This is a genomic window from Cohnella soli, assembly GCF_042655525.1.
Classification (GTDB): Bacteria; Bacillota; Bacilli; order Paenibacillales; family Paenibacillaceae; genus Cohnella; species Cohnella soli.
On sequence record NZ_JBHSMI010000002.1, the window covers coordinates 185,504 to 203,361 of the forward strand.

The window sequence follows — 17,858 nt, forward strand, 5'->3', positions numbered from 1 at the left end:
GGGAAAATCAGGTTGTGAAACCAACATTACATTCCACTCGAGAAAGGAGTGCAGAAGCATGCACGAGATCAATCGATTCCAATGGGAAAATGATTTAGCTCACAGCGAATATCCGATTACGAATAAGCAGCAGGAGATAAGCAATCCGCTTGACTTCTACATCCAATCTCATAAGGGCATTCTTTACAGACGCAGATCCGTTCCGCTTCGTCGGTTGTTTTCTACAGCCTGACGTCGTTCGCGGTGAACCTACATAGGCGTTCTCGTAAAGACTGCTTGAAGCTGAGCGGTCTTTTTCTATGGCTAAATTCGCTGTAGGAAAGGATCTCTGGCGACAGGGGTCTTTTTTTTGATGATACAGAATTGACATGTTTCACGCTTATCATTGTCTGTATCATCTTCGCAAAGCTTCTCCGGCATCAACGGATGCCGAAGACGTTTTTGCTTAATCCCCTGCAAAGTACATATCGCGGTGAAAAAAACGGCCGGAAGTGCGGCTGGTGAAGAGAGGAGGCGAGAAAATTGATAAATAGTTTACATGAATTTGCACAGGAGTGGCAGAGGCCGGAACATAAGCCGGAGACGATTATTCTGGATAGCCGATTTATAGCGTTGAGGTACGGTCCGCCCAATGAGCGGGCAGGATGGCCTTTACCCACCAGGTAAAGTGTACCCTCATATGTGAATCGAGCTATCTGCAATCCGGATCATCCATTCGCTGCTGTTCAGTAGAGGAGGAACGGAATACAGGTAGCTTTTTATTTTTCTAAATATGGATGGGCAACATCAAATAGGCTGCTGCTAGTGGCGGCTGACAGATCGGCGGGGAAAACCCGCTCCTATCCTCCATCGGGACGTAGCTCAGCTTGGCTGGAGCGCTTGCCTTGGAAGCAAGAGGTCGCAGGTTCGAATCCTGCCGTTCCGACCATCATTCGGCGTGGTGGTGAAAATGGTGTAACAGGGACATAGTTCAGAAGGCAGAACACTCGACTGATATTCGAGAGGTCGCCGGTTCGATTCCGGCTGTCCCTACCATAGGGTTGTAGCTCAGATGGTAGAGCACCTGACTGTTAATCAGGTCGTCGCAGGTTCGAGCCCTGCCAACCCTGCCAACTTCACAGTGGATAAAATTTCTTCGTCGTCATACTTCCGCCATGTTCGGATGGATGTAGATGAGCGAAGATAAGAGCATGAAGCCGATGCCCGAGGCAAAGGCGAACAATACAAATCGTTGAGGCGTATGGAAGGGTTACTTCGACTGTTAATCGGCTTGTCGTTGGTTCGAGTCCAACTCTCGTCATAGGACGGGATAGCTCAGATGGTAGAGCGGCATCGTACCTTTCCGACCTTTTCCTCAACGATCCTGTAAGTTTCACTAGAGCGAGGCGCTTGAGAGGGCTACTTCTCCAAAAAGTATTTGAGCGGTATGGCCATGTCGCCTGCCGCATTCCTTCTCAGACTTTTCCTCGCTCTTCCATCATAAGATTCAACCGGCGAAGCGCCGGGGAGGGTTTCTTCGCTACTTAAAGCCGGCAATTTGATTCACCCGGGCATTACGGCAGGTTCGAGTCCTGCAGTTAACCTTCCTCAACATTTCTTCGCCGGTTCAATTAAAAGGAGGCCAATCAGATGAGCTTCGCAAAAAAACTGTTCACGGCCATTCGGCCAACGATGCTAAACAAAGAAGGATATCCGGCCTATACTCGCTCTGCTGAAGAGCAATATGTGCAGACGCTGGTGACCAATACATTCGGCAATACATTCTATGCGGATCAAAACGAGCTACTGTCGGAAGCGGAACAATTGCACCGCGAGATGGCACAGCGCAATCCGCAGTTTATGGCTAAAGCATTGGTTTACGCCAGGAATGAAGGCTACATGCGGCTGCAACCATTGTTTGGCTTGGCAATCTTGTCGGCTTATCGCCCGGACCTGTTCGCGAAAGTATTCCTTCAAGTCGTTCGAATTCCTTCGGACTTGACCGACTTCCTTACGATTCTGCAAGGCATGGGACGTGGTGAAGGCGGTCGAGCGATCAAAAGGCAAGTCAACCGGTTTCTGAACGGCGTGTCCGAATATTGGGCGATCAAGTACAATGGCCGCGGACGCGGCTATAGCTTGGGCGATGCAATCGCTACGGCTCACCCGAAACCCGCGGATTTGAAACAGCAAGCGCTGTTCCGTTACTTGCGCGGCCAGGAAGCAAACTTGTCGCTGCTTCCACAGGTGGGAGCGCTTGAACAATTGAAACGGGCGGCAACCGAAGAGGAGAAGATTTACTGGATCGAATCGGGCAAACTTCCGCACGAAGTCGTAACAGGTGCGATTAAACCGTCGAAAGCGGTATGGGAAGCATTAATTGACCAAATGCCGACATTTGCTCTGCTGCGCCACTTGAATACGCTCGAACGGGCCGGAGTGCTGGAAAGCCGTTACTGCCTGGAGACGGTGGCTGCCCGATTGACGGATCAACGGGCGTTGCAGAAAGCGAAGATACTGCCTTTCCGCTTCGCCAAAGCGTTCCGCCAAGTTCAGCATCCGGTATTGCGCGATGCGCTGCGGGATGCGGTCGAGTATACGTTCGCGAACTTGCCGGAGCTCGAAGACCGGACGGCGATCTTCCTCGACATCTCGGGTTCGATGAACGGAGAGTATTTGCAGATCGGTTCGGTGTTTGCGCTGGCGCTGTACAAGAAAACGCAAGGCAACTCTCTGTTCTGGTTGTTCGACACGGAGGTGGAGGATGCCAAGCCGTCCCGCCGGGACAGCATTTTGTCGCAGGCGGACCGGATTCACGCGCGAGGCGGCACCGATACCGGCGCTCCGGTGCGGAAGCTGCTCGCCGAACGGCACAAAGTCGATCAGATCGTCATCATCACGGACGAACAGCAAAACAGCGGCAGCCCGTTCTACGAGGCGCTGCTGAAATATCGAACGAAAGTAAATCCGAACGTCAAAGCGTTCATCATCGACATCGAGCCTTACCGCAGCGCTATGGTTCCGCCGCAAGATCGCAACACGTTCTACATCTACGGCTGGAGCGATACGGTATTGAGCTACATTGCGCAAGCGGCAAAAGGATACGACACGATGGTGCAGCAAATTGATGCGACGGATTTGGAGGCTATGCAGTAATCAGTTGGATGGTCATGAATGTTTGTTTATTCATGACCATGTGGCTGGAGTGGGGGAGTCTGAAATGGTTGATATACATAAAATCATAACCGATCAACTAGATCGGATAGAGCGAGATGAGCAAGTCCAAATCCTGTATGCCTGCGAATCGGGCAGTCGCGCTTGGGGATTCCCGTCGAAGGATAGCGATTACGATGTGCGGTTCATTTATATTCGTAAGCCAGAATGGTACTTGTCCATTTTCGATAAGCGCGATGTCATCGAGCGTCCGATCAGCGACCAACTCGACATCAGCGGCTGGGATATACGCAAAGCGTTGAACCTGTATCGCAAATCAAACCCGCCGCTGCTCGAATGGCTGCAATCGCCAATCCGGTATACCGAGAAGTACAGTGTGACGGAACAACTCCGCACGGTATCTCCGCTCACTTTTTCGCCGAAATCCTGCATGTACCACTACTTGAGCATGGCTCGGGGCAACTATCGGATGTATTTGCAGGGAGAGCAGGTCCGGATCAAGAAGTATTTTTACGTATTGCGGCCTGTCCTGGCTTGTGAATGGATCGAACGTTATGGCGAAATGCCTCCAATGGAGTTCGACGCGCTAGCTGAACATCTCCTTCCCAAGGGTGGAGCGTTGTGGGATACGGTGATGCAGTTGCTCGTTCGGAAAAAAGCGGGCGAAGAGTTGGATTATGAGCCGCGGCTTAGTCCGATTAACGATTATTTGGAGAATCGGCTGCAGCATCTCGAGCAAACAACTATATCGTTAAACACGGCGGAAAATAAGCTGGATGGCCAACTCGATGATTTGTTTCGTTCAGCGCTGCAGGAAGTATGGGGATAAACTTTAGGAATCGTGACCCGAAAGCAGAACAGGAGTGTTAAGCAAAATGACTTACCAAATCATCGACAACGTGCGGGTCTGGGGCAATCCCGATCCGGGAGCGTTGTCTCAAGCCAAAACATGCGCGGAACACGGTAATGTGGTTCAAGCGCTGTTAATGGCCGATCATCACAAGGGCTACAGTCAGCCAATCGGCGGTGTAGTGGCATACGCGGGGCAAATCTCGCCTTCGGGCGTCGGTTACGACATCGCGTGCGGGAACAAAGCAGTACGGACGAACTTGATGGCAGCTGACGTTAAGCCGCATTTGTCCGCGATCATGGATCAAATTGCGCGTAAAATTTCGTTCGGCGTCGGACGTGTGAACAGCGAGAAAGTGGACCATGAACTGTTCGACGATCCCGACTGGAGGGTCTATGCTACGGTCGGTCGGCAGGAACACGATAAGCTGAAATCGCTGGCCCGCGATCAACTTGGAACGGTCGGCAGCGGCAACCATTATGTTGACTTGTTCGAGGAAGCGGGAACAGGGCGTCTGTGGATCGGCAACCATTTCGGAAGCCGAGGGTTCGGCCATAAAACCGCCAGCGGGTTCATCAACTTGACGGCAGGGCGCGATTTTCTGGCGAATGCGCCCGGGGAAAAGATGGATCAGCCGCCTGTGCTGCTCGATCTGGACAGTGAATTGGGCGACATGTACTTCCGTGCGATGAAGCTGGCTGGCCGCTACGCATACGCCGGGCGAGACTATGTGATTAAGCAGGTGCTGTCGATAATCGGCGCAACAGCGGATTTCGAAGTGCATAATCATCATAACTTTGCATGGCTGGAGTCGCACGAAGGCAAAGATACGGTTGTCGTTCGTAAAGGCGCGACTCCTTCGGCTCCGGGACAGCTCGGCTTTATCGGCGGAAGCATGGGGGACATCTCGGTCATCGTGCGGGGCAAGGATTCGGTTGAAAACCGCGATTCGTTCTATAGCACCGTTCACGGAGCCGGCCGGGTCATGAGCCGTACGCAAGCCGCAGGCAAGATGAACTGGAAAACCCGCACGCGATCAGGCGGACAAATCGCTCCCGAGCAAATGCTGCAAGCCGTCCGCAACTACGGTGTAGAGCTTCGCGGAGCCGGAACGGACGAAAGTCCATTCGTCTATCGCAAACTTCAAGAGGTACTGGATGCTCACTCGGAGACGATCGACGTGCTGAATGTGCTGAAGCCAATCGGTGTATGCATGGCGGGAGCGGATGAGTTTGATCCGTATAAGGACTGAAGGATAAGTGAAGAGACCGTCTCAGTCGACGGTCTCTATTTGTTTTCAATTACCGAATCGTCTGACTCCTCCCGAATGAACGGTTACGCCACCAATAACTCGCCTCGAATATCGCGAATATGCCGACGACTACTGCGACAAGTGCAACCGCCCACTCGCCGAGAACAGTCATTGCCGAGGTCGTTTCTTCATCTTCGAGCAATATAACGCTGCCGACAACCCACAGAATATCGAGCACAGCAATGACGAGGATTACGATTGGAGCAATCAAGCTTCTGGACGCCGTCCACAGAAGTATTGTGACGAATACGAGCAGGAATATTCCAGTTTCGACCAACGCGTTTTGATTACTTAGCCCCATCCAATCGGAGACGTATCCGGATAGAAGCAGCAGAATAAGTCCGCATCCCCCGGATGATACGGCATTTATGAGCAGAATTTTACGCATGAATGCTTCCCCTATAGGCTTGTTTGTACTCATACTGTACACCTCTTTCTCGGAAGATTATTTGCTGGCCAGAACAGCTTTTACAAGCGACGAGATGACCCCAAGATGCAGCCCTTCATGAATGAACGCAAAGCTAAACACTTCCCCGGCAGTCAAGAACTTTAATCCGCCCCATTCAAATGGCGACTTCAAAGGCAGTTCCAACAACCCCGGATCGATCAGAGACAAGTCATCAAGCTGTGCGGTTAAATACTGAAGCAGTTCCGCTTTCGACGGTGGCGTTCCTTCCCAATCGGACGGCTTCGTACCTGACTTAAATAAATCGGAGTAACCTTCAGGCAGCTTCGTTAATAAAGGCGAGCCGGGAGATAGGAACCAATCTAATGTCGTAATCATATGACCGGCGTTCCAGCGGATCGTATTATTGAATCCTGCGGGCGTAATATCGTAAATTTCTTCCGGTATAGACTGCATAGCGCCGATCACCAATTGACGAGCCGTTTTGGCAGCTTGGATGCTTGCTTGAGACATTTTACATTCCTCCTAGTGGTTTGGGTTTCTTGCTCCTGCAACTCGAGATTAGGCCACAAATGACTGCCAAAACCATGATTTTCACTGCCGTTTGGTGCCAATTTGGCGATTTTTCCGTTTAAAACAAGAAAAAACGACCGCTTCCCGGAAAATTTTTCGGAAAGGCGAGCCGATAAGTCACTTCGTGAAGGGGCAGATATGAACGGATGAGGGACAAGTTGATAAATTTCTGTGTTGACAATATAGGTTAGGGGGGTATACTATAAATGCAAGACGTTAGGAAAATGATGGATTTGAGGAGGCAGTTATCATGAACAATCAAGGGGTTGGGGCTAATGCAATTCCGCAAGCAGACCCGAAGCGTTGGATGGCTCTAGCGTTACTATGCTTAGCGAATTTCATGGTCATAATGGACACTTCTATTATTGGTGTTGCTCTGCCAGCGATTAAAGAAGCGCTCGGCTATACGCAATCCAGTTTGCAGTGGGTATTTAACGCGTATGTCATTTTCTTTGGCGGTCTGTTGTTACTGGGGGGAAGATTGTCCGATCTATTCGGTCAGCGTCGCATATTCATGTGGGGATTCGCCATTCTTACATTGGCTTCATTGCTGGCCGGGTTCGCATGGAACGAGGAGTCACTCAATGTTGGACGCGCGCTGCAAGGTCTCGGTTCAGCATTCATTGCGCCTTCCGCTTTAACGATTGTGATGATGCTTTTTAGCGGTAATCCGAAAGAATTAGGGAAAGCATTGGGCTTCTGGGGGGCATCGGCTGCCGCAGGCGGATCAGCTGGAGTGTTCCTGGGTGGTGTCATCACTGAATGGCTCAGTTGGCAGTGGACTTTCCTCATTAATGTGCCGGTCGGCATTGTCGCATTGCTCTTGGCGCCGAGGTTGTTGGGCAAGGGAGCGAGAAGGAAGGGCAGTATCGACGTGGTCGGTTCCATTTTCGTAACAGCGGCATTGGTATTAGTCGTATATGGCATTGTCACTGCAGAACATAACGGGTGGGGGGCGCCGTCTACGCTGTGGACGCTGATCTCGGGTGCGGTGTTGTTCATCCTGTTCCTGATCATTCAAGCCGTTAAGAAAGAGCCGCTTGTTCCTCTGAAAATTTTTAAGGCGCCTAATTTGGCAGCCGGTAATATCGCGCTGATCATGTTGTCCGGCGGCTGGATTCCGCTATGGTATTTCCTTAATCTCTATATGCAGCAAGTGTTGAAGTTTTCTGCTTTCGCAGGTGGGGTCGGCTTGCTGCCGATGACGATTCTGATCGCTGTTTTCATGATCTTGATTACCGGCAAATTAATCGGAAAGTTCGGTATGAAGGTTAACCTGGTCATTGGATTGCTTGCGCTTGGGGGTTCGATGCTTCTCTTCGCGGGGAATACGCCGGTTGATGGAAGCTTTGTCGCTAATGTTCTTCCGGCTTCCTTGCTCGGTGCTCTTGGGATGTCACTTGCTTATATTCCCGCAACGATGTCTGCCATGTCGGGCGCCAAACCGGAAGAAGCGGGTCTTGCATCGGGGCTTGCCAATACAAGCTATCAGATCGGCTCGGCCATTAGTCTAGCTATTATGGTTGCGATCGCTGGGGCAACGACCGCTTCTCAATCTGGTGTTGGTCAGACCGTTGCACTGAATGAAGGGTTTCAACAAGCGTTCCTGTGGTCCGGTATTGTCGCTTTTGCAGGTGCGGTGTTAGCTTTCTTTTTCATCCGTAGAACAAATTGATCCATTAAGGAGCGAACGAAAATGGCAAATCAAACATTACAGGTTAAAGGAATGGGCGGCCACCATTGCGTGCTCGTCATCGAAGGTGTGCTAAATAAACTTGGAGCAGCGGGAAAAGTGGACTTGGCAAGCCATACGGTGGATGTATCCTACGACGAGAACCGAATCGACATCGAGGACGTTAAAGAAGCGATTGAGGAGCAAGGATACGACGTCGTTTGATGAATGTTAAGAAGAGGAGTGCAACAGCCTGCCATCGGCAGTCTATTGCACTCCTCAAAGTTCCGTCCAGCCTAAAAGGCAGCCGCCATCTACGATACGTTATTGCGCTTGGGCCAAATCATTCTTTTCTCTCAGGCTCGACGCGATAAGTCGTGCCCCGGCATTTTGCCAATTGTAGCAAGTTCGCTCCGGCACATAAGTTCGGAACCAGTCCAAGGCTTCTTTGGACGGCGTGTCCAACTGTTCGTCCGAATAACGAACGCTATAAGGCTTTATCCCGACAACATAGGGGAAATACAATGCGTTGTAAAATTTCCACTCATCAGTCGTGCCGAATGGTTTATCCCCGCGCGGCTTCATTTCGATAATGGTATCGATAAGTAAAAACTTCAGCTCATTCGCTCGCTCCACGATTCCATTCCCTGTCTTACGTCTATGGATCCGCTCCTCGATCAGCTTTAATTGTACGAGGGGGCTCGAAGCCAATCGCTCTAGATTGCCCAAGTTGCTGAGCGCACGACGTATATGACGATAGAGTTCCTCCTCGTTCATCTCCTCTGGTTTCGCATCGGTATCGATTCGAACCTGAACGCTTTCGGCTATGCGAAGCTTGGAACGTTCCGTGCGCAGCTTCGGGAAAGTCATGAAAGCAATGTTATCAAGGAAAGCCCGGATCGGATACACGAACACTTGAAATGAAATGGAAACCGCGATGCTGATCATCAGCAACAATAACGAAGTAAAATCGAGACCCTTCCCTAGCCAAATCACAAGTGCGACCTGGCCAGAAAATATGAGCGTAAAAAAGATCGAATAATCAAGCGACCGGAAAAGATCCGGCAGCCAGGACTCCCCTTGCTTTCGAATTTCCTTGATCATCGTATATGCGCCAAACAGTATTAATCCAGCGCTGTTCACGATAAGCTTTCCTTTTTCCCAGGTGCCTTCTGGCAAAAAGATAATCAATGCCGTCAAACAGGCAAAAACCAAAAGCGGCACGTAACTGCACACAATATAGGATAGCGATCGTTTTTGCCTCCCCGTCACGACCGAATCCCAAATGGATAAAGCAGTCAACAGAAGCGTGATCATGCCTGTCACCAGACTGTAAAACATGTCATACCCATCTGAATTCCTTGCGAGAACTAGCCAAATAACACTTCCTATCGTTAAAGCAGCAAGCGCGTACTTCCACAGCTTCCATAAGATGTTTCGTTTCTCCTCTTCTCCTACTGCAGGAGAGAGGATAGCACCTTGCCACAAAACCAAAGGGAGGTAAAAACAAATGTCTCGCACATTGCCGAGGAATACGATCGTCTCAGCATGTTGGCTATAAGTCAGTAATAAAGCTGTGCCGACACAGAAAGCGCTGACTAGAACACTTATACCGGCGAGCAATAACCGCAAGTTTCTGGCATCCCGATTCATCATATATAAACCAAACCACAGTATGAGTCCGAAATATCCGAGTTGCAAAGTAAGCAATCCGCTCAATCTCCTTTGTCCCTCCGCTGGATGAGTAGCCGTAAAAAAATCCACCCTTTTGTTAGCTGCGAAGGTGGATGGTTATTGTGCCTAAGGTGCATCGTTATTGTAGCATAGGGAAATATTGCTGTCAGTAATTCAGAGAATGCAAACCAAAGGCTAAGAACGGACGGAGCGCCGACCGAGTTTTGCCATGATATAATGAGTTTATCTATTGAAGTCGCAGGAGGATGATATGGATGCGATGGGAAGAGGTTCAAGAAAGGTTTCCTGAAGAATGGGTTGTATTCGAGGCCGTAGAAGCTTATTCACAAGATGGTTTCCGATTTATTGATTCGGTGTCTGTTATTGATCGTTATGAAGACTCACTTGATGCGATGAAACGATACAAGCAATTGCACAAAGACCAGCCTGGTAAAGAAATTTATTTTTTGCATACGTCGCGTCCGGATTTAAAAATTGAAGAGAAATGGATCGGGTTCAAAAGATGGAACGGAAGTGGTTTTTACAAAGTGGTTCGATGCCGTGATTTTAGGCGATTGGGCAGTAAACGCGTGCAAAGTTGAAATTGGTGCTATGGATTATGGTATTGAGATTGATGGTATCCTTGGGTTCGATTTTATAAAGGCAGCAGGCCTCATAATTGATACAAATACGATGCAAGTTTACGGTCCTCATTAAGCCCCTCTTTTTCTCAGCAGAAATGGGGGCTTTTTTGTTGTGTTCAATATTTTATTAAAGCATTTACTTTATAAAGAAAATTATTTAATATAAACAACAGAAGGGAAGGAGGGCACAGGAACAAGCTGTATGCCTAACGATATATTTTCCGCACTTGCGGATCCGACGCGCCGACGCATTATGGAGATGCTTGCCGACCATGAAGAGTTCTCGGCATCTCAGATCCACGATCAATTCCAGGTTAGCCCGCAGGCGATCTCCCAACATTTGAAAATTTTACTCGAGGCGAATCTGGTCCATGTGGAGAAGAGGGCGCAGCAGCGCATTTACCGGATCAACACCGATGCAATGGTTGAACTGGAAGATTGGTCCGCCAACATGAGACGTCGATGGAGCCAGCGCTTGGATGCGTTCGAAGCAGTCATGAAAGCAGAAATGAAGAAAGCCGCCAAAGCCCAAACCGAACAGGAGCGATCGAAATGAACCCAAATTCGAATAACCGAGACCTCGTGATTACCCGTGTCTTCGATATCCCTGTTGAATGGGTGTGGAAAGGCTGGACAGATCCCAAGCTGGTTCCGTTATGGTGGGGGCCGGCGGATTATACTTCTCCTCGATGCGAAATCGATTTTCGAGAAGGCGGGAAATATTTGTTCTGTATGCGGGCGCCGCAAAATCAAGGAGGCCTGGATTACTACTCCACCGGTGTCTATACGAAAATAGTGCCGAACGAGCGCCTTGAATTTACGCAGAGCTTGGCCGACGCGGACGGCAACCCGATCGACCCCACACAAGTCGGCATGCCGCCAGACTTTCCGCCGGAGGTCCAGTTTGTCATCGAATTCAAAGCATTAGACGACAATCGGACAGAGCTGACGATCACCGAACACGAATGGGCGCCGGGCCGAATGTCGGAATTCGCCGTCATGGGCATGAATCAGTCGCTTGATAAGTTTGCCGCAAGTATCGGTCCGTTATTTCGCTAAACCTAAATTTTAAGGAGATGAGCATGGATGTCCAACAAAATTACCCCGTTTCTGTGGTTCGACAACAACGCGGAAGAGGCAATCAACTTTTACAGCTCCATTTTCAAAAATGCGAAAACAACCCATGTTTCTCGCTACGGCGAAGGAGGTCCGTTCCCGAAAGGGACGTTGATGACCGCGACTTTCGAGCTGGAAGGGCAAACGTTCATGGCGTTAAACGCCGGGCCGCACTTCAAGTTTAACGAAGCCGTCTCGTTCTTCGTGAACTGTACGACGCAGGAGGAAGTCGACGAGCTATGGGAGAAACTTACTGCCGATGGGGGAGAACCCGGCCGGTGCGGCTGGCTGAAGGATAAATTCGGCTTATCGTGGCAGATCATTCCTACGGCTCTAGGTGAGCTGATGGGAGATAAGGATCCTGTGAAGGCGGCAAACGTCGCGCAGGCGATGATGCAAATGAATAAAATCGATATTCAGGGATTAAAACAAGCGTATGAGAAATAAATGGTTTCACCATGAGAAGTCGCCCGTTCCAGGGCGGCTTTTCTTTTTTTACTCCCAATGACTGGTATGTAACTGTTCGTTGAGCGTTTTGTGATTTTTTCGCACAGTGTTTTTTGATATTCCGAGGTTACTGTAGGAAATGTGGAAAAAACGAAATGGCGGAGAGGGGAGGAAGGAAACATTGCAAGCTGGAAGCGTAATTTTCAAAGTATTGGCTTGGATATTTTTGATTTGTATTGTGTCGCAAGTATTTATTGCCGGCCTGGCCATTTTTTCCGATGCCGATAATTGGTCGGTGCACACTTCGTTCGTCAAAACTTTTGCTTTGGCTCCTTTAATTATGTTCTTGATGACTTTCGTCGGTGGAATTAAGGGGCTTAAACGCTGGGTGAGTCTCGGACTATTTGCACTCGTGGTATTCCAGTTTCTGTCGATTCAAGTGTTCTCGTCTTCATCCATTATTGCTGCCCTACACCCGGTCGTTGCCCTGTTGTTGTTCTGGGGGGCAGTTGTGACGGTAAAAAAGAATGCAAAAGAAGCTTGAGAAAACCAATGGCAAGGAGGATGAATGATGAGTTACCAACTGGAAGGACAAAGGGTGCTTGTTACGGGAGGAAGCGGAGGTATTGGAGGCGCGATTGCGCAGAAACTTGCGTCCAACGGTGCGATCGTTGCCGTTCACTACATGCGGAATAAAGAAGGAGCGGAAGAGACGGTTCGCATCATTCGCGAAGCGGGAGGAGAAGCTGAAGCCTTTCACGCCGATCTCACCCGGCTGGATCAGATTAACTCTCTGGCCGCTCAAGTTCAAACCGCATTCGGAGCTTCTATCGATATTCTTGTTAACAATGCCGGTCAGATGAGCCAGAGGGCCCAACTGCTGGAATTGTCCGAGGATTACTACAATGAGATGTTGGACGCCAACTTCAAGTCCTGCGTGTTCTTATCTAAAGCCGTACTGCCCGGGATGCTGCAAAAGGGCAAAGGAAATATTGTGAATATCGCCTCGCTTGCAGCCCATAACGGGGGAGGCCCGGGCGTGGCGCTGTATGCGGCAGCCAAAGGGGCGATGCTTACTTTTACGAAAAACATCGCTAAAGTCTATGCCGGCCAAGGCATTAGAGTGAATGCGATTGCCCCTGGCGTAATTGCCAACACATCGAACGATCGGTTTAAAACCGAGGAGATCCGCAAATCCATCATCGCAGGTATTCCGCTTGGACGGGAAGGATTGCCGGAAGATGTGGCCAACGGCGTGTTGTATTTGACTTCCGATCTCTCCTCCTTTGTAACTGGAGAGACGATCGAAATCAACGGCGGCATGTTCATGCGATAAATTGATAGGTATCACCCAAAATCAACGAGTACAAGGAGAGATAACGATGGAACCCACATTCAATCCTCAATGGGCTAAACTGGTCCAAATGCAGCATCCCAAGAAGGTGCTCGGTTATGCACGTCATCTTGATGACCAACTGTTAGCGGCCATTTACGGCATGGAACTGGATATGTACTTAACCATCAAAGGCAAATTGGCGCAGCAGACGAGGGAAGCGGCGGAACAACTGCTGGAATCCTCCGATTTTGCGGACCGGGTTCGCCGTCTGCCTTTCAAAGAGGGGGCGACCATCGTCGCGGTAGGCGAAAGTACGACCGACGATCTGCTGTCGTGGTTTGAAATTCTTCGCCAATTGCTTGGATTGCAAAGGCCGCAGGACGGCATACAACTGATCAATGAAGGGATTTCCGGAAGCACGACAACGGAGGCTCTTGCTCGATTCAGCGGAATTGTCGCTCACCAGCCCGATTGGATCTTCTGCCTGCTTGGTGCCAATGATGTGCAGCGAGTCGGTCCCGATTCCGCCAAAACATTGGTTAGCCTGGAAGAGACGGTCCAAAACTTAAAAGAAATGCGGCGAATTGCCGAAGCGCGTACCCAATCAGAATGGGTCTGGGTCACGCCGCCGACGTTCATTGAAGAGCGGGTTGCTGCATTCCCTTACTTCCAAATGGGACAATTGAGCTGGCGGAACGAAGACATCCTTCGGGTTGGCGAGGCGGTTCGCGGCCTGCCAGGCGTGGTTGTAGATACACAAGCAGGATACGGGCAGCCAGCGCAGGCCAGTTACATGGGATTCGATGGCGTTCACCCTACGATTGAAGGACATAAAGCGATCGTGCGCGGGCTTGTCGAAAGCCTCACCGGGGGAAAAGAACAATGAAAGTTATTGTTTTCGGAGCCACTGGGGGCACCGGTCGTCAGGTTGTCGAGCAGGCCATCGAGTCGGGTCATGAAGTGACCGTTGTCGCGCGCAATCCAGAAGCTGTTGATATCCGGAATGAACGATTGGAAGTCGTCAGGGGGGATGTTCTCAATCTCGACTCGTTCAGCGAGAGGATCGCAGGCAAGGATGCGGTCATATCCGCGCTTGGCGTTAACCACCGCAAGCCAACGACGGTGTACTCGGAGGGGACGGCGAATATCGTAAAGGCGATGCAAGCCGCGGGTGTACGTCGGTTAATCGGTCTGTCTTCGGCCGGGTTGGACATTCCCGACGACACGCCAACGATGCAGAAGCTTGTGATCAAGTACGTGATCCAGCCCATGTACAAATACGCGTATGAAGATATGGCGCGAATGGAAGAGAAACTGCGGAAATCCGGGTTGGTCTGGACCGTTATTCGACCTCCGCGATTAACGAATGGACCGAAATCGGGGACGTACCGGACTTCGATTAACGAGACGTTACCCAAGGCGCAAAGCATTGCGCGTGCGGATCTGGCCGACTACATGTTGAAGTCGGTTGAGGACTCATCGTCGTATCAGGCCATCGTTGAAATTTCCAATTAGTGAGTAAGAAAGGAGAGCCACTTGATGTCAAACATCCGTACGACAAAAATCGGATGGGTCATTGCGGCGTTGCTGCTCGGCATTCTGATGGCGGCAATGGACAATACCATCGTCGCTACGGCCATGGGGACGATCGTATCGGACCTGGGGGGATTCGATCGCTTCGTCTGGGTCACTTCCGCATATATGGTCGCGATGATGGCGGGCACGCCGATTTTCGGCAAACTATCCGATATGTACGGCCGTAAAATATTTTTCGTCAGCGGTTTGGCGCTGTTTATCGTAGGTTCCATTTTATGCGGGATGGCCCAGGACATCGTTCAGTTAAGTATTTTCCGGGCCATTCAAGGAATCGGGGGCGGCGCGATTATGCCGATCGCCTTTACGATTATCTTCGATATTTTCCCGCCGGAGAAAAGGGGCAAAGTCGGCGGATTGTTCGGTGCCGTCTTCGGCGTGTCCAGTATTTTCGGACCGCTGCTCGGCGCATTCCTGACGGAGACGCTGGACTGGCGATGGGTGTTCTATATTAATCTACCTCTCGGTATTCTATCCCTCATCTTCATTGCTCTCAGTTATCATGAATCAAAGAAATACGTGAAGCAGAAAATCGATTGGGGAGGCGCGTTAACTCTTGTAGCCTCTATTGTAAGCCTGTTGTTTGCGCTTGAGCTTGGCGGTAATGAGTATGCCTGGGATTCAGGCGTCATTCTCGGTTTGTTCGCCGCGTTCCTGCTGTTATTAATTGTTTTTATTCGAGTGGAAACGAAGGCGTCGGAGCCGATCATTTCCTTCTCTATGTTCAAGAACCGGTTATTTGCGACAAGCAATGCAGCCGCATTATTTATAGGCGTAACCTTCATTTCCGCGACCGTCTACATTCCGATTTTCGTGCAAGGAGTGCTCGGCGGATCCGCGACGAATTCCGGAAATATTTTGACCCCGATGATGCTCGGTTCAGTCGTTGGCAGCCAGCTTGGCGGTTTCCTGACGACCCGAACAAGCTATCGGAACATTATGATGGGAGCAAGCTTGTTCTTCGTCGCCGGGATTTGTTTGCTCGGCATGCTGACCCCGGATACGTCGCGAACGATGCTCGTGCTCGATATGATCTTAACCGGATTTGGCGTCGGATTCTCGTTCTCGGTGCTGAGCATGGCGGCGGTTCATTCGTTCGACATGAGACAGCGAGGAGCTGCGACTTCCTCGAACCGGTTTATGATCTCGCTGGGAACGACGCTTGGCATCACGGCATTCGGCATCATCCAGCGCAATCTATTTACAAGCAAAATGGTTGACAGCGGTGTAAAAGGGCCTGCAATGAGCGGTGGAGCCGGAGCAGGGGCGAACAGTTTTCTGACGCCGGAAGGCCGCGAGCATATTCCCCATGATGTGCTGGATGCCATGGTACGAGCATTGTCATCTTCGATCTCCCATACGTTTGTGTGGGCGCTGATCCCGGCTGTACTGGCAGCAGGCGCAATATTCCTGATGTCGAAAGAACGGCTCGCAATCCCCCCTAAAGGAAACATACAACCTTCCGGCCGTCAGGCGGAGGGGAGAGGATGACGGGAGAGCGTAAAATCGGAACCGGTTGGAAGGTTATCGTTGTACTTACGTTAGGCGCCGCCGGATTTGCAGTATTTCCGTATTTCAGCTTCGATCCGGATCAAAGCCGAGTTGCGATTGACGATTCATTCAGTTGGCATTACCCTTTGCTGCTTGTCCATATATTCGTTTCGTTATTTGCGCTTCTTATCGGGTGGCTTCAATTTCTTCCGAGCTTGCGTGCGAAAAGGCCGGACATTCACCGGTTGATCGGGAAGTTCTATCTGGCGTTCGTAGCGATCGGCAGCGTATCGGGGTTAGTCGTAGGGATGTACACGTCCAGTTACATTAAGCAAATGGCCTTCCTGACTTTGGTCGCGTTGTGGTTATTCACCGGCTGGAAAGGATATTCGGCCGCCCGGCGCAAAAAGTTCGACGCCCACGGCGTGTGGATGATCCGCAACTATGCGATGACCCTTGTCGCCGCAAGCGCTCGGCTAGTGACCCCGATCTGCATCTTAGTTTACGCGGTAGGGCATAGAAACGAACCGTTCCAGGGCGTTGAAGCGATTCTGGAACATGTGCTCGAGGTCAATATATGGCTCGGATTGGTCGTTAATATCGCCATTGCGGAGTGGGTCATTATTCGCCGGTTGACGAAACGGAAGATGTGAATAAGTGTGAGGAAAAAAGCCGCGGCGCAGTAAGCGGTTTTTTCCCGCTTATTCCGCCCGATTCGGCCCGGTCCGGCGCAGTAGGTGGGTTTTTCCCGCTTATTCCGCCCGATTCGGCCCGGTCCGGCGCAGTAGGTGGGTTTTTCCCGCTTATTCCGCCCGATTCGGCCCGGTCCGGAGCAGTAGGCGGTTTTTTCCCGCTTATTCCGTCCGATTCGGCCCAGTCCGGCGCAGTAGGCGGTTTTTTCCCGCTTATTCGGCCCGATTCGGCCCGGTCCGACGCCTGTAAGCGGGATTAATTCGTAAGCATAAAAACAGGGATGCTCCTTAGTCATCTTTCATGACTTATAGGACATCCCCTTATTTTTTATCGATTCTTTGATAAAATCTTTCTCCGGTTTCGGGATTGAACCAGACTTGTTGCTTCACGCCGGTGGTAGGGTCAATGAATACTTCATCGGTGGGGAGGAAGCCGATCGGCGGCCGAAATGAGTTCTGTTTCAACCGTCGGCGGCGGGCTGCGATGGTGTACCATACAGCCGCCGCCACGATTACAACCTGAAGACCTATGTAAAGCAATACGATGTCAGTCATCGTTACGCTTTCTCAGTGACAACAGCCGTTCCGTATGCAACGATCTCTGACATCGTATTTCCGATCTCTCCCGAATCGAATCTCATCATTACAATGGCATTCGCTCCCATGGCGTGGGCATTCTTGATCATGCGGTCTATCGCGGATTTGCGGGCGTCTTCAATCATCTCGGTGTATTCCTTGATCTCGCCTCCAACGATGCTGCGTAGGCCCGCAGCGATGTTGCCCCCTATACCCCGGCTTCTAACAACTACCCCGAATGTATGGCCTAACACCTTGTCAATGCGATGCCCCGGTATGTTTTCAGTTGTCACGACAAGCATGGCTGATCCCTCCTGCTCAAT

Annotated in this window: 22 protein-coding genes and 4 tRNA genes; 21 read left to right on the plus strand and 5 right to left on the minus strand. The window is 50.6% G+C overall.

All coding sequences use genetic code 11. From position 1 onward, the window contains the following. The first annotated feature begins 58 nt into the window (after positions 1-58). From ACFPOF_RS01195 to ACFPOF_RS01230, 8 genes are all read left to right on the plus strand, one after another. Positions 59-232: a hypothetical protein gene (locus tag ACFPOF_RS01195; RefSeq protein ID WP_378128803.1), complete on the plus strand. Its 174-nt coding sequence runs from the start codon at positions 59-61 to the stop codon at positions 230-232. 618 nt (positions 233-850) lie between these two features. Further along, positions 851-928: transfer RNA gene (locus ACFPOF_RS01200), tRNA-Pro, on the plus strand. Positions 929-959: 31 nt separating this feature from the next. Beyond that, positions 960-1,035: transfer RNA gene (locus ACFPOF_RS01205), tRNA-Ile, on the plus strand. A 1-nt stretch (position 1,036) separates the two neighbouring features. Continuing rightward, a tRNA-Asn gene (locus ACFPOF_RS01210) sits at positions 1,037-1,112 on the plus strand. A gap of 123 nt (positions 1,113-1,235) precedes the next feature. Continuing rightward, positions 1,236-1,300, plus strand: a tRNA-Ser gene (locus ACFPOF_RS01215). A gap of 329 nt (positions 1,301-1,629) precedes the next feature. Beyond that, positions 1,630-3,135: a TROVE domain-containing protein gene (locus ACFPOF_RS01220; protein WP_378128805.1), complete on the plus strand. Its 1,506-nt coding sequence runs from the start codon at positions 1,630-1,632 to the stop codon at positions 3,133-3,135. A gap of 64 nt (positions 3,136-3,199) precedes the next feature. After that, entirely contained in the window at positions 3,200-3,982 is a 783-nt protein-coding gene (locus ACFPOF_RS01225; protein WP_378128807.1) for a nucleotidyltransferase domain-containing protein, read from the plus strand. A gap of 46 nt (positions 3,983-4,028) precedes the next feature. Continuing rightward, positions 4,029-5,255 (plus strand): RtcB family protein, encoded by a 1,227-nt coding sequence (locus ACFPOF_RS01230; RefSeq protein ID WP_378128809.1) that lies wholly within the window; start codon positions 4,029-4,031, stop codon positions 5,253-5,255. Between the two features lie 49 nt (positions 5,256-5,304). Here the strand turns inward: ACFPOF_RS01230 and ACFPOF_RS01235 are convergent, their stop codons facing one another. Both ACFPOF_RS01235 and ACFPOF_RS01240 read right to left on the minus strand, forming a co-directional pair. Further along, positions 5,305-5,736, minus strand: coding sequence for a hypothetical protein (locus ACFPOF_RS01235; RefSeq protein WP_378128811.1), 432 nt, complete (start codon positions 5,734-5,736; stop codon positions 5,305-5,307). Positions 5,737-5,760: 24 nt separating this feature from the next. Continuing rightward, entirely contained in the window at positions 5,761-6,234 is a 474-nt protein-coding gene (locus tag ACFPOF_RS01240) for a DinB family protein (RefSeq protein ID WP_378128813.1), read from the minus strand. 310 nt (positions 6,235-6,544) lie between these two features. Between ACFPOF_RS01240 and ACFPOF_RS01245 the strand changes: the two genes are divergently transcribed. After that, positions 6,545-7,969: an MFS transporter gene (locus ACFPOF_RS01245; RefSeq protein WP_378128815.1), complete on the plus strand. Its 1,425-nt coding sequence runs from the start codon at positions 6,545-6,547 to the stop codon at positions 7,967-7,969. Positions 7,970-7,990: 21 nt separating this feature from the next. Next, entirely contained in the window at positions 7,991-8,191 is a 201-nt protein-coding gene (locus ACFPOF_RS01250; RefSeq protein WP_378128817.1) for a cation transporter, read from the plus strand. Between the two features lie 99 nt (positions 8,192-8,290). Here the strand turns inward: ACFPOF_RS01250 and ACFPOF_RS01255 are convergent, their stop codons facing one another. Continuing rightward, a complete protein-coding gene (locus ACFPOF_RS01255; protein WP_378128819.1) occupies positions 8,291-9,676 on the minus strand; it encodes a hypothetical protein in 1,386 nt (461 codons plus the stop codon). A 239-nt stretch (positions 9,677-9,915) separates the two neighbouring features. Between ACFPOF_RS01255 and ACFPOF_RS01260 the strand changes: the two genes are divergently transcribed. From ACFPOF_RS01260 to ACFPOF_RS01310, 11 genes are all read left to right on the plus strand, one after another. Continuing rightward, entirely contained in the window at positions 9,916-10,242 is a 327-nt protein-coding gene (locus ACFPOF_RS01260; protein WP_378128821.1) for a hypothetical protein, read from the plus strand. Between the two features lie 244 nt (positions 10,243-10,486). Next, positions 10,487-10,840 (plus strand): ArsR/SmtB family transcription factor, encoded by a 354-nt coding sequence (locus tag ACFPOF_RS01265; protein WP_378128823.1) that lies wholly within the window; start codon positions 10,487-10,489, stop codon positions 10,838-10,840. Continuing rightward, positions 10,837-11,343: an SRPBCC family protein gene (locus ACFPOF_RS01270; protein ID WP_378128824.1), complete on the plus strand. Its 507-nt coding sequence runs from the start codon at positions 10,837-10,839 to the stop codon at positions 11,341-11,343. The genes ACFPOF_RS01265 and ACFPOF_RS01270 overlap by 4 nt, the downstream gene beginning before the upstream one ends. A 27-nt stretch (positions 11,344-11,370) precedes the next feature. Continuing rightward, the gene (locus ACFPOF_RS01275) at positions 11,371-11,847 is read left to right on the plus strand and encodes a VOC family protein (protein ID WP_378128826.1); all 477 of its coding nucleotides are present in this window, start codon (positions 11,371-11,373) and stop codon (positions 11,845-11,847) included. A 181-nt stretch (positions 11,848-12,028) separates the two neighbouring features. After that, positions 12,029-12,391, plus strand: a complete 363-nt coding sequence (locus ACFPOF_RS01280) for a DUF6220 domain-containing protein (RefSeq protein ID WP_378128828.1) — start codon at positions 12,029-12,031, stop codon at positions 12,389-12,391. 27 nt (positions 12,392-12,418) lie between these two features. After that, positions 12,419-13,183, plus strand: a complete 765-nt coding sequence (locus ACFPOF_RS01285; protein WP_378128830.1) for an SDR family NAD(P)-dependent oxidoreductase — start codon at positions 12,419-12,421, stop codon at positions 13,181-13,183. Positions 13,184-13,229: 46 nt separating this feature from the next. Beyond that, complete coding sequence (locus ACFPOF_RS01290; RefSeq protein WP_378128832.1) at positions 13,230-14,069, plus strand: SGNH/GDSL hydrolase family protein; 840 nt, start codon at positions 13,230-13,232, stop codon at positions 14,067-14,069. Next, on the plus strand, positions 14,066-14,698 hold the full coding sequence (locus tag ACFPOF_RS01295; RefSeq protein WP_378128834.1) for an NAD(P)-dependent oxidoreductase: 633 nt from the start codon (positions 14,066-14,068) through the stop codon (positions 14,696-14,698). The genes ACFPOF_RS01290 and ACFPOF_RS01295 overlap by 4 nt, the downstream gene beginning before the upstream one ends. Positions 14,699-14,722: 24 nt before the next feature. Further along, positions 14,723-16,267, plus strand: a complete 1,545-nt coding sequence (locus ACFPOF_RS01300; RefSeq protein WP_378128836.1) for an MDR family MFS transporter — start codon at positions 14,723-14,725, stop codon at positions 16,265-16,267. Further along, positions 16,264-16,920, plus strand: a complete 657-nt coding sequence (locus ACFPOF_RS01305; RefSeq protein ID WP_378128837.1) for a DUF2306 domain-containing protein — start codon at positions 16,264-16,266, stop codon at positions 16,918-16,920. The genes ACFPOF_RS01300 and ACFPOF_RS01305 overlap by 4 nt, the downstream gene beginning before the upstream one ends. Next, a complete protein-coding gene (locus ACFPOF_RS01310; protein WP_378128839.1) occupies positions 16,917-17,219 on the plus strand; it encodes a hypothetical protein in 303 nt (100 codons plus the stop codon). Before ACFPOF_RS01305 ends, ACFPOF_RS01310 begins: the two co-directional genes overlap by 4 nt. A 61-nt stretch (positions 17,220-17,280) precedes the next feature. Here the strand turns inward: ACFPOF_RS01310 and ACFPOF_RS01315 are convergent, their stop codons facing one another. Together ACFPOF_RS01315 and ACFPOF_RS01320 are read right to left on the minus strand one after the other, a co-directional pair. Next, entirely contained in the window at positions 17,281-17,514 is a 234-nt protein-coding gene (locus ACFPOF_RS01315; RefSeq protein ID WP_378128841.1) for a hypothetical protein, read from the minus strand. A 2-nt stretch (positions 17,515-17,516) separates the two neighbouring features. After that, the gene (locus ACFPOF_RS01320) at positions 17,517-17,837 is read right to left on the minus strand and encodes a heavy metal-binding domain-containing protein (protein ID WP_378128843.1); all 321 of its coding nucleotides are present in this window, start codon (positions 17,835-17,837) and stop codon (positions 17,517-17,519) included. Between the last annotated feature and the right edge of the window lie 21 nt (positions 17,838-17,858).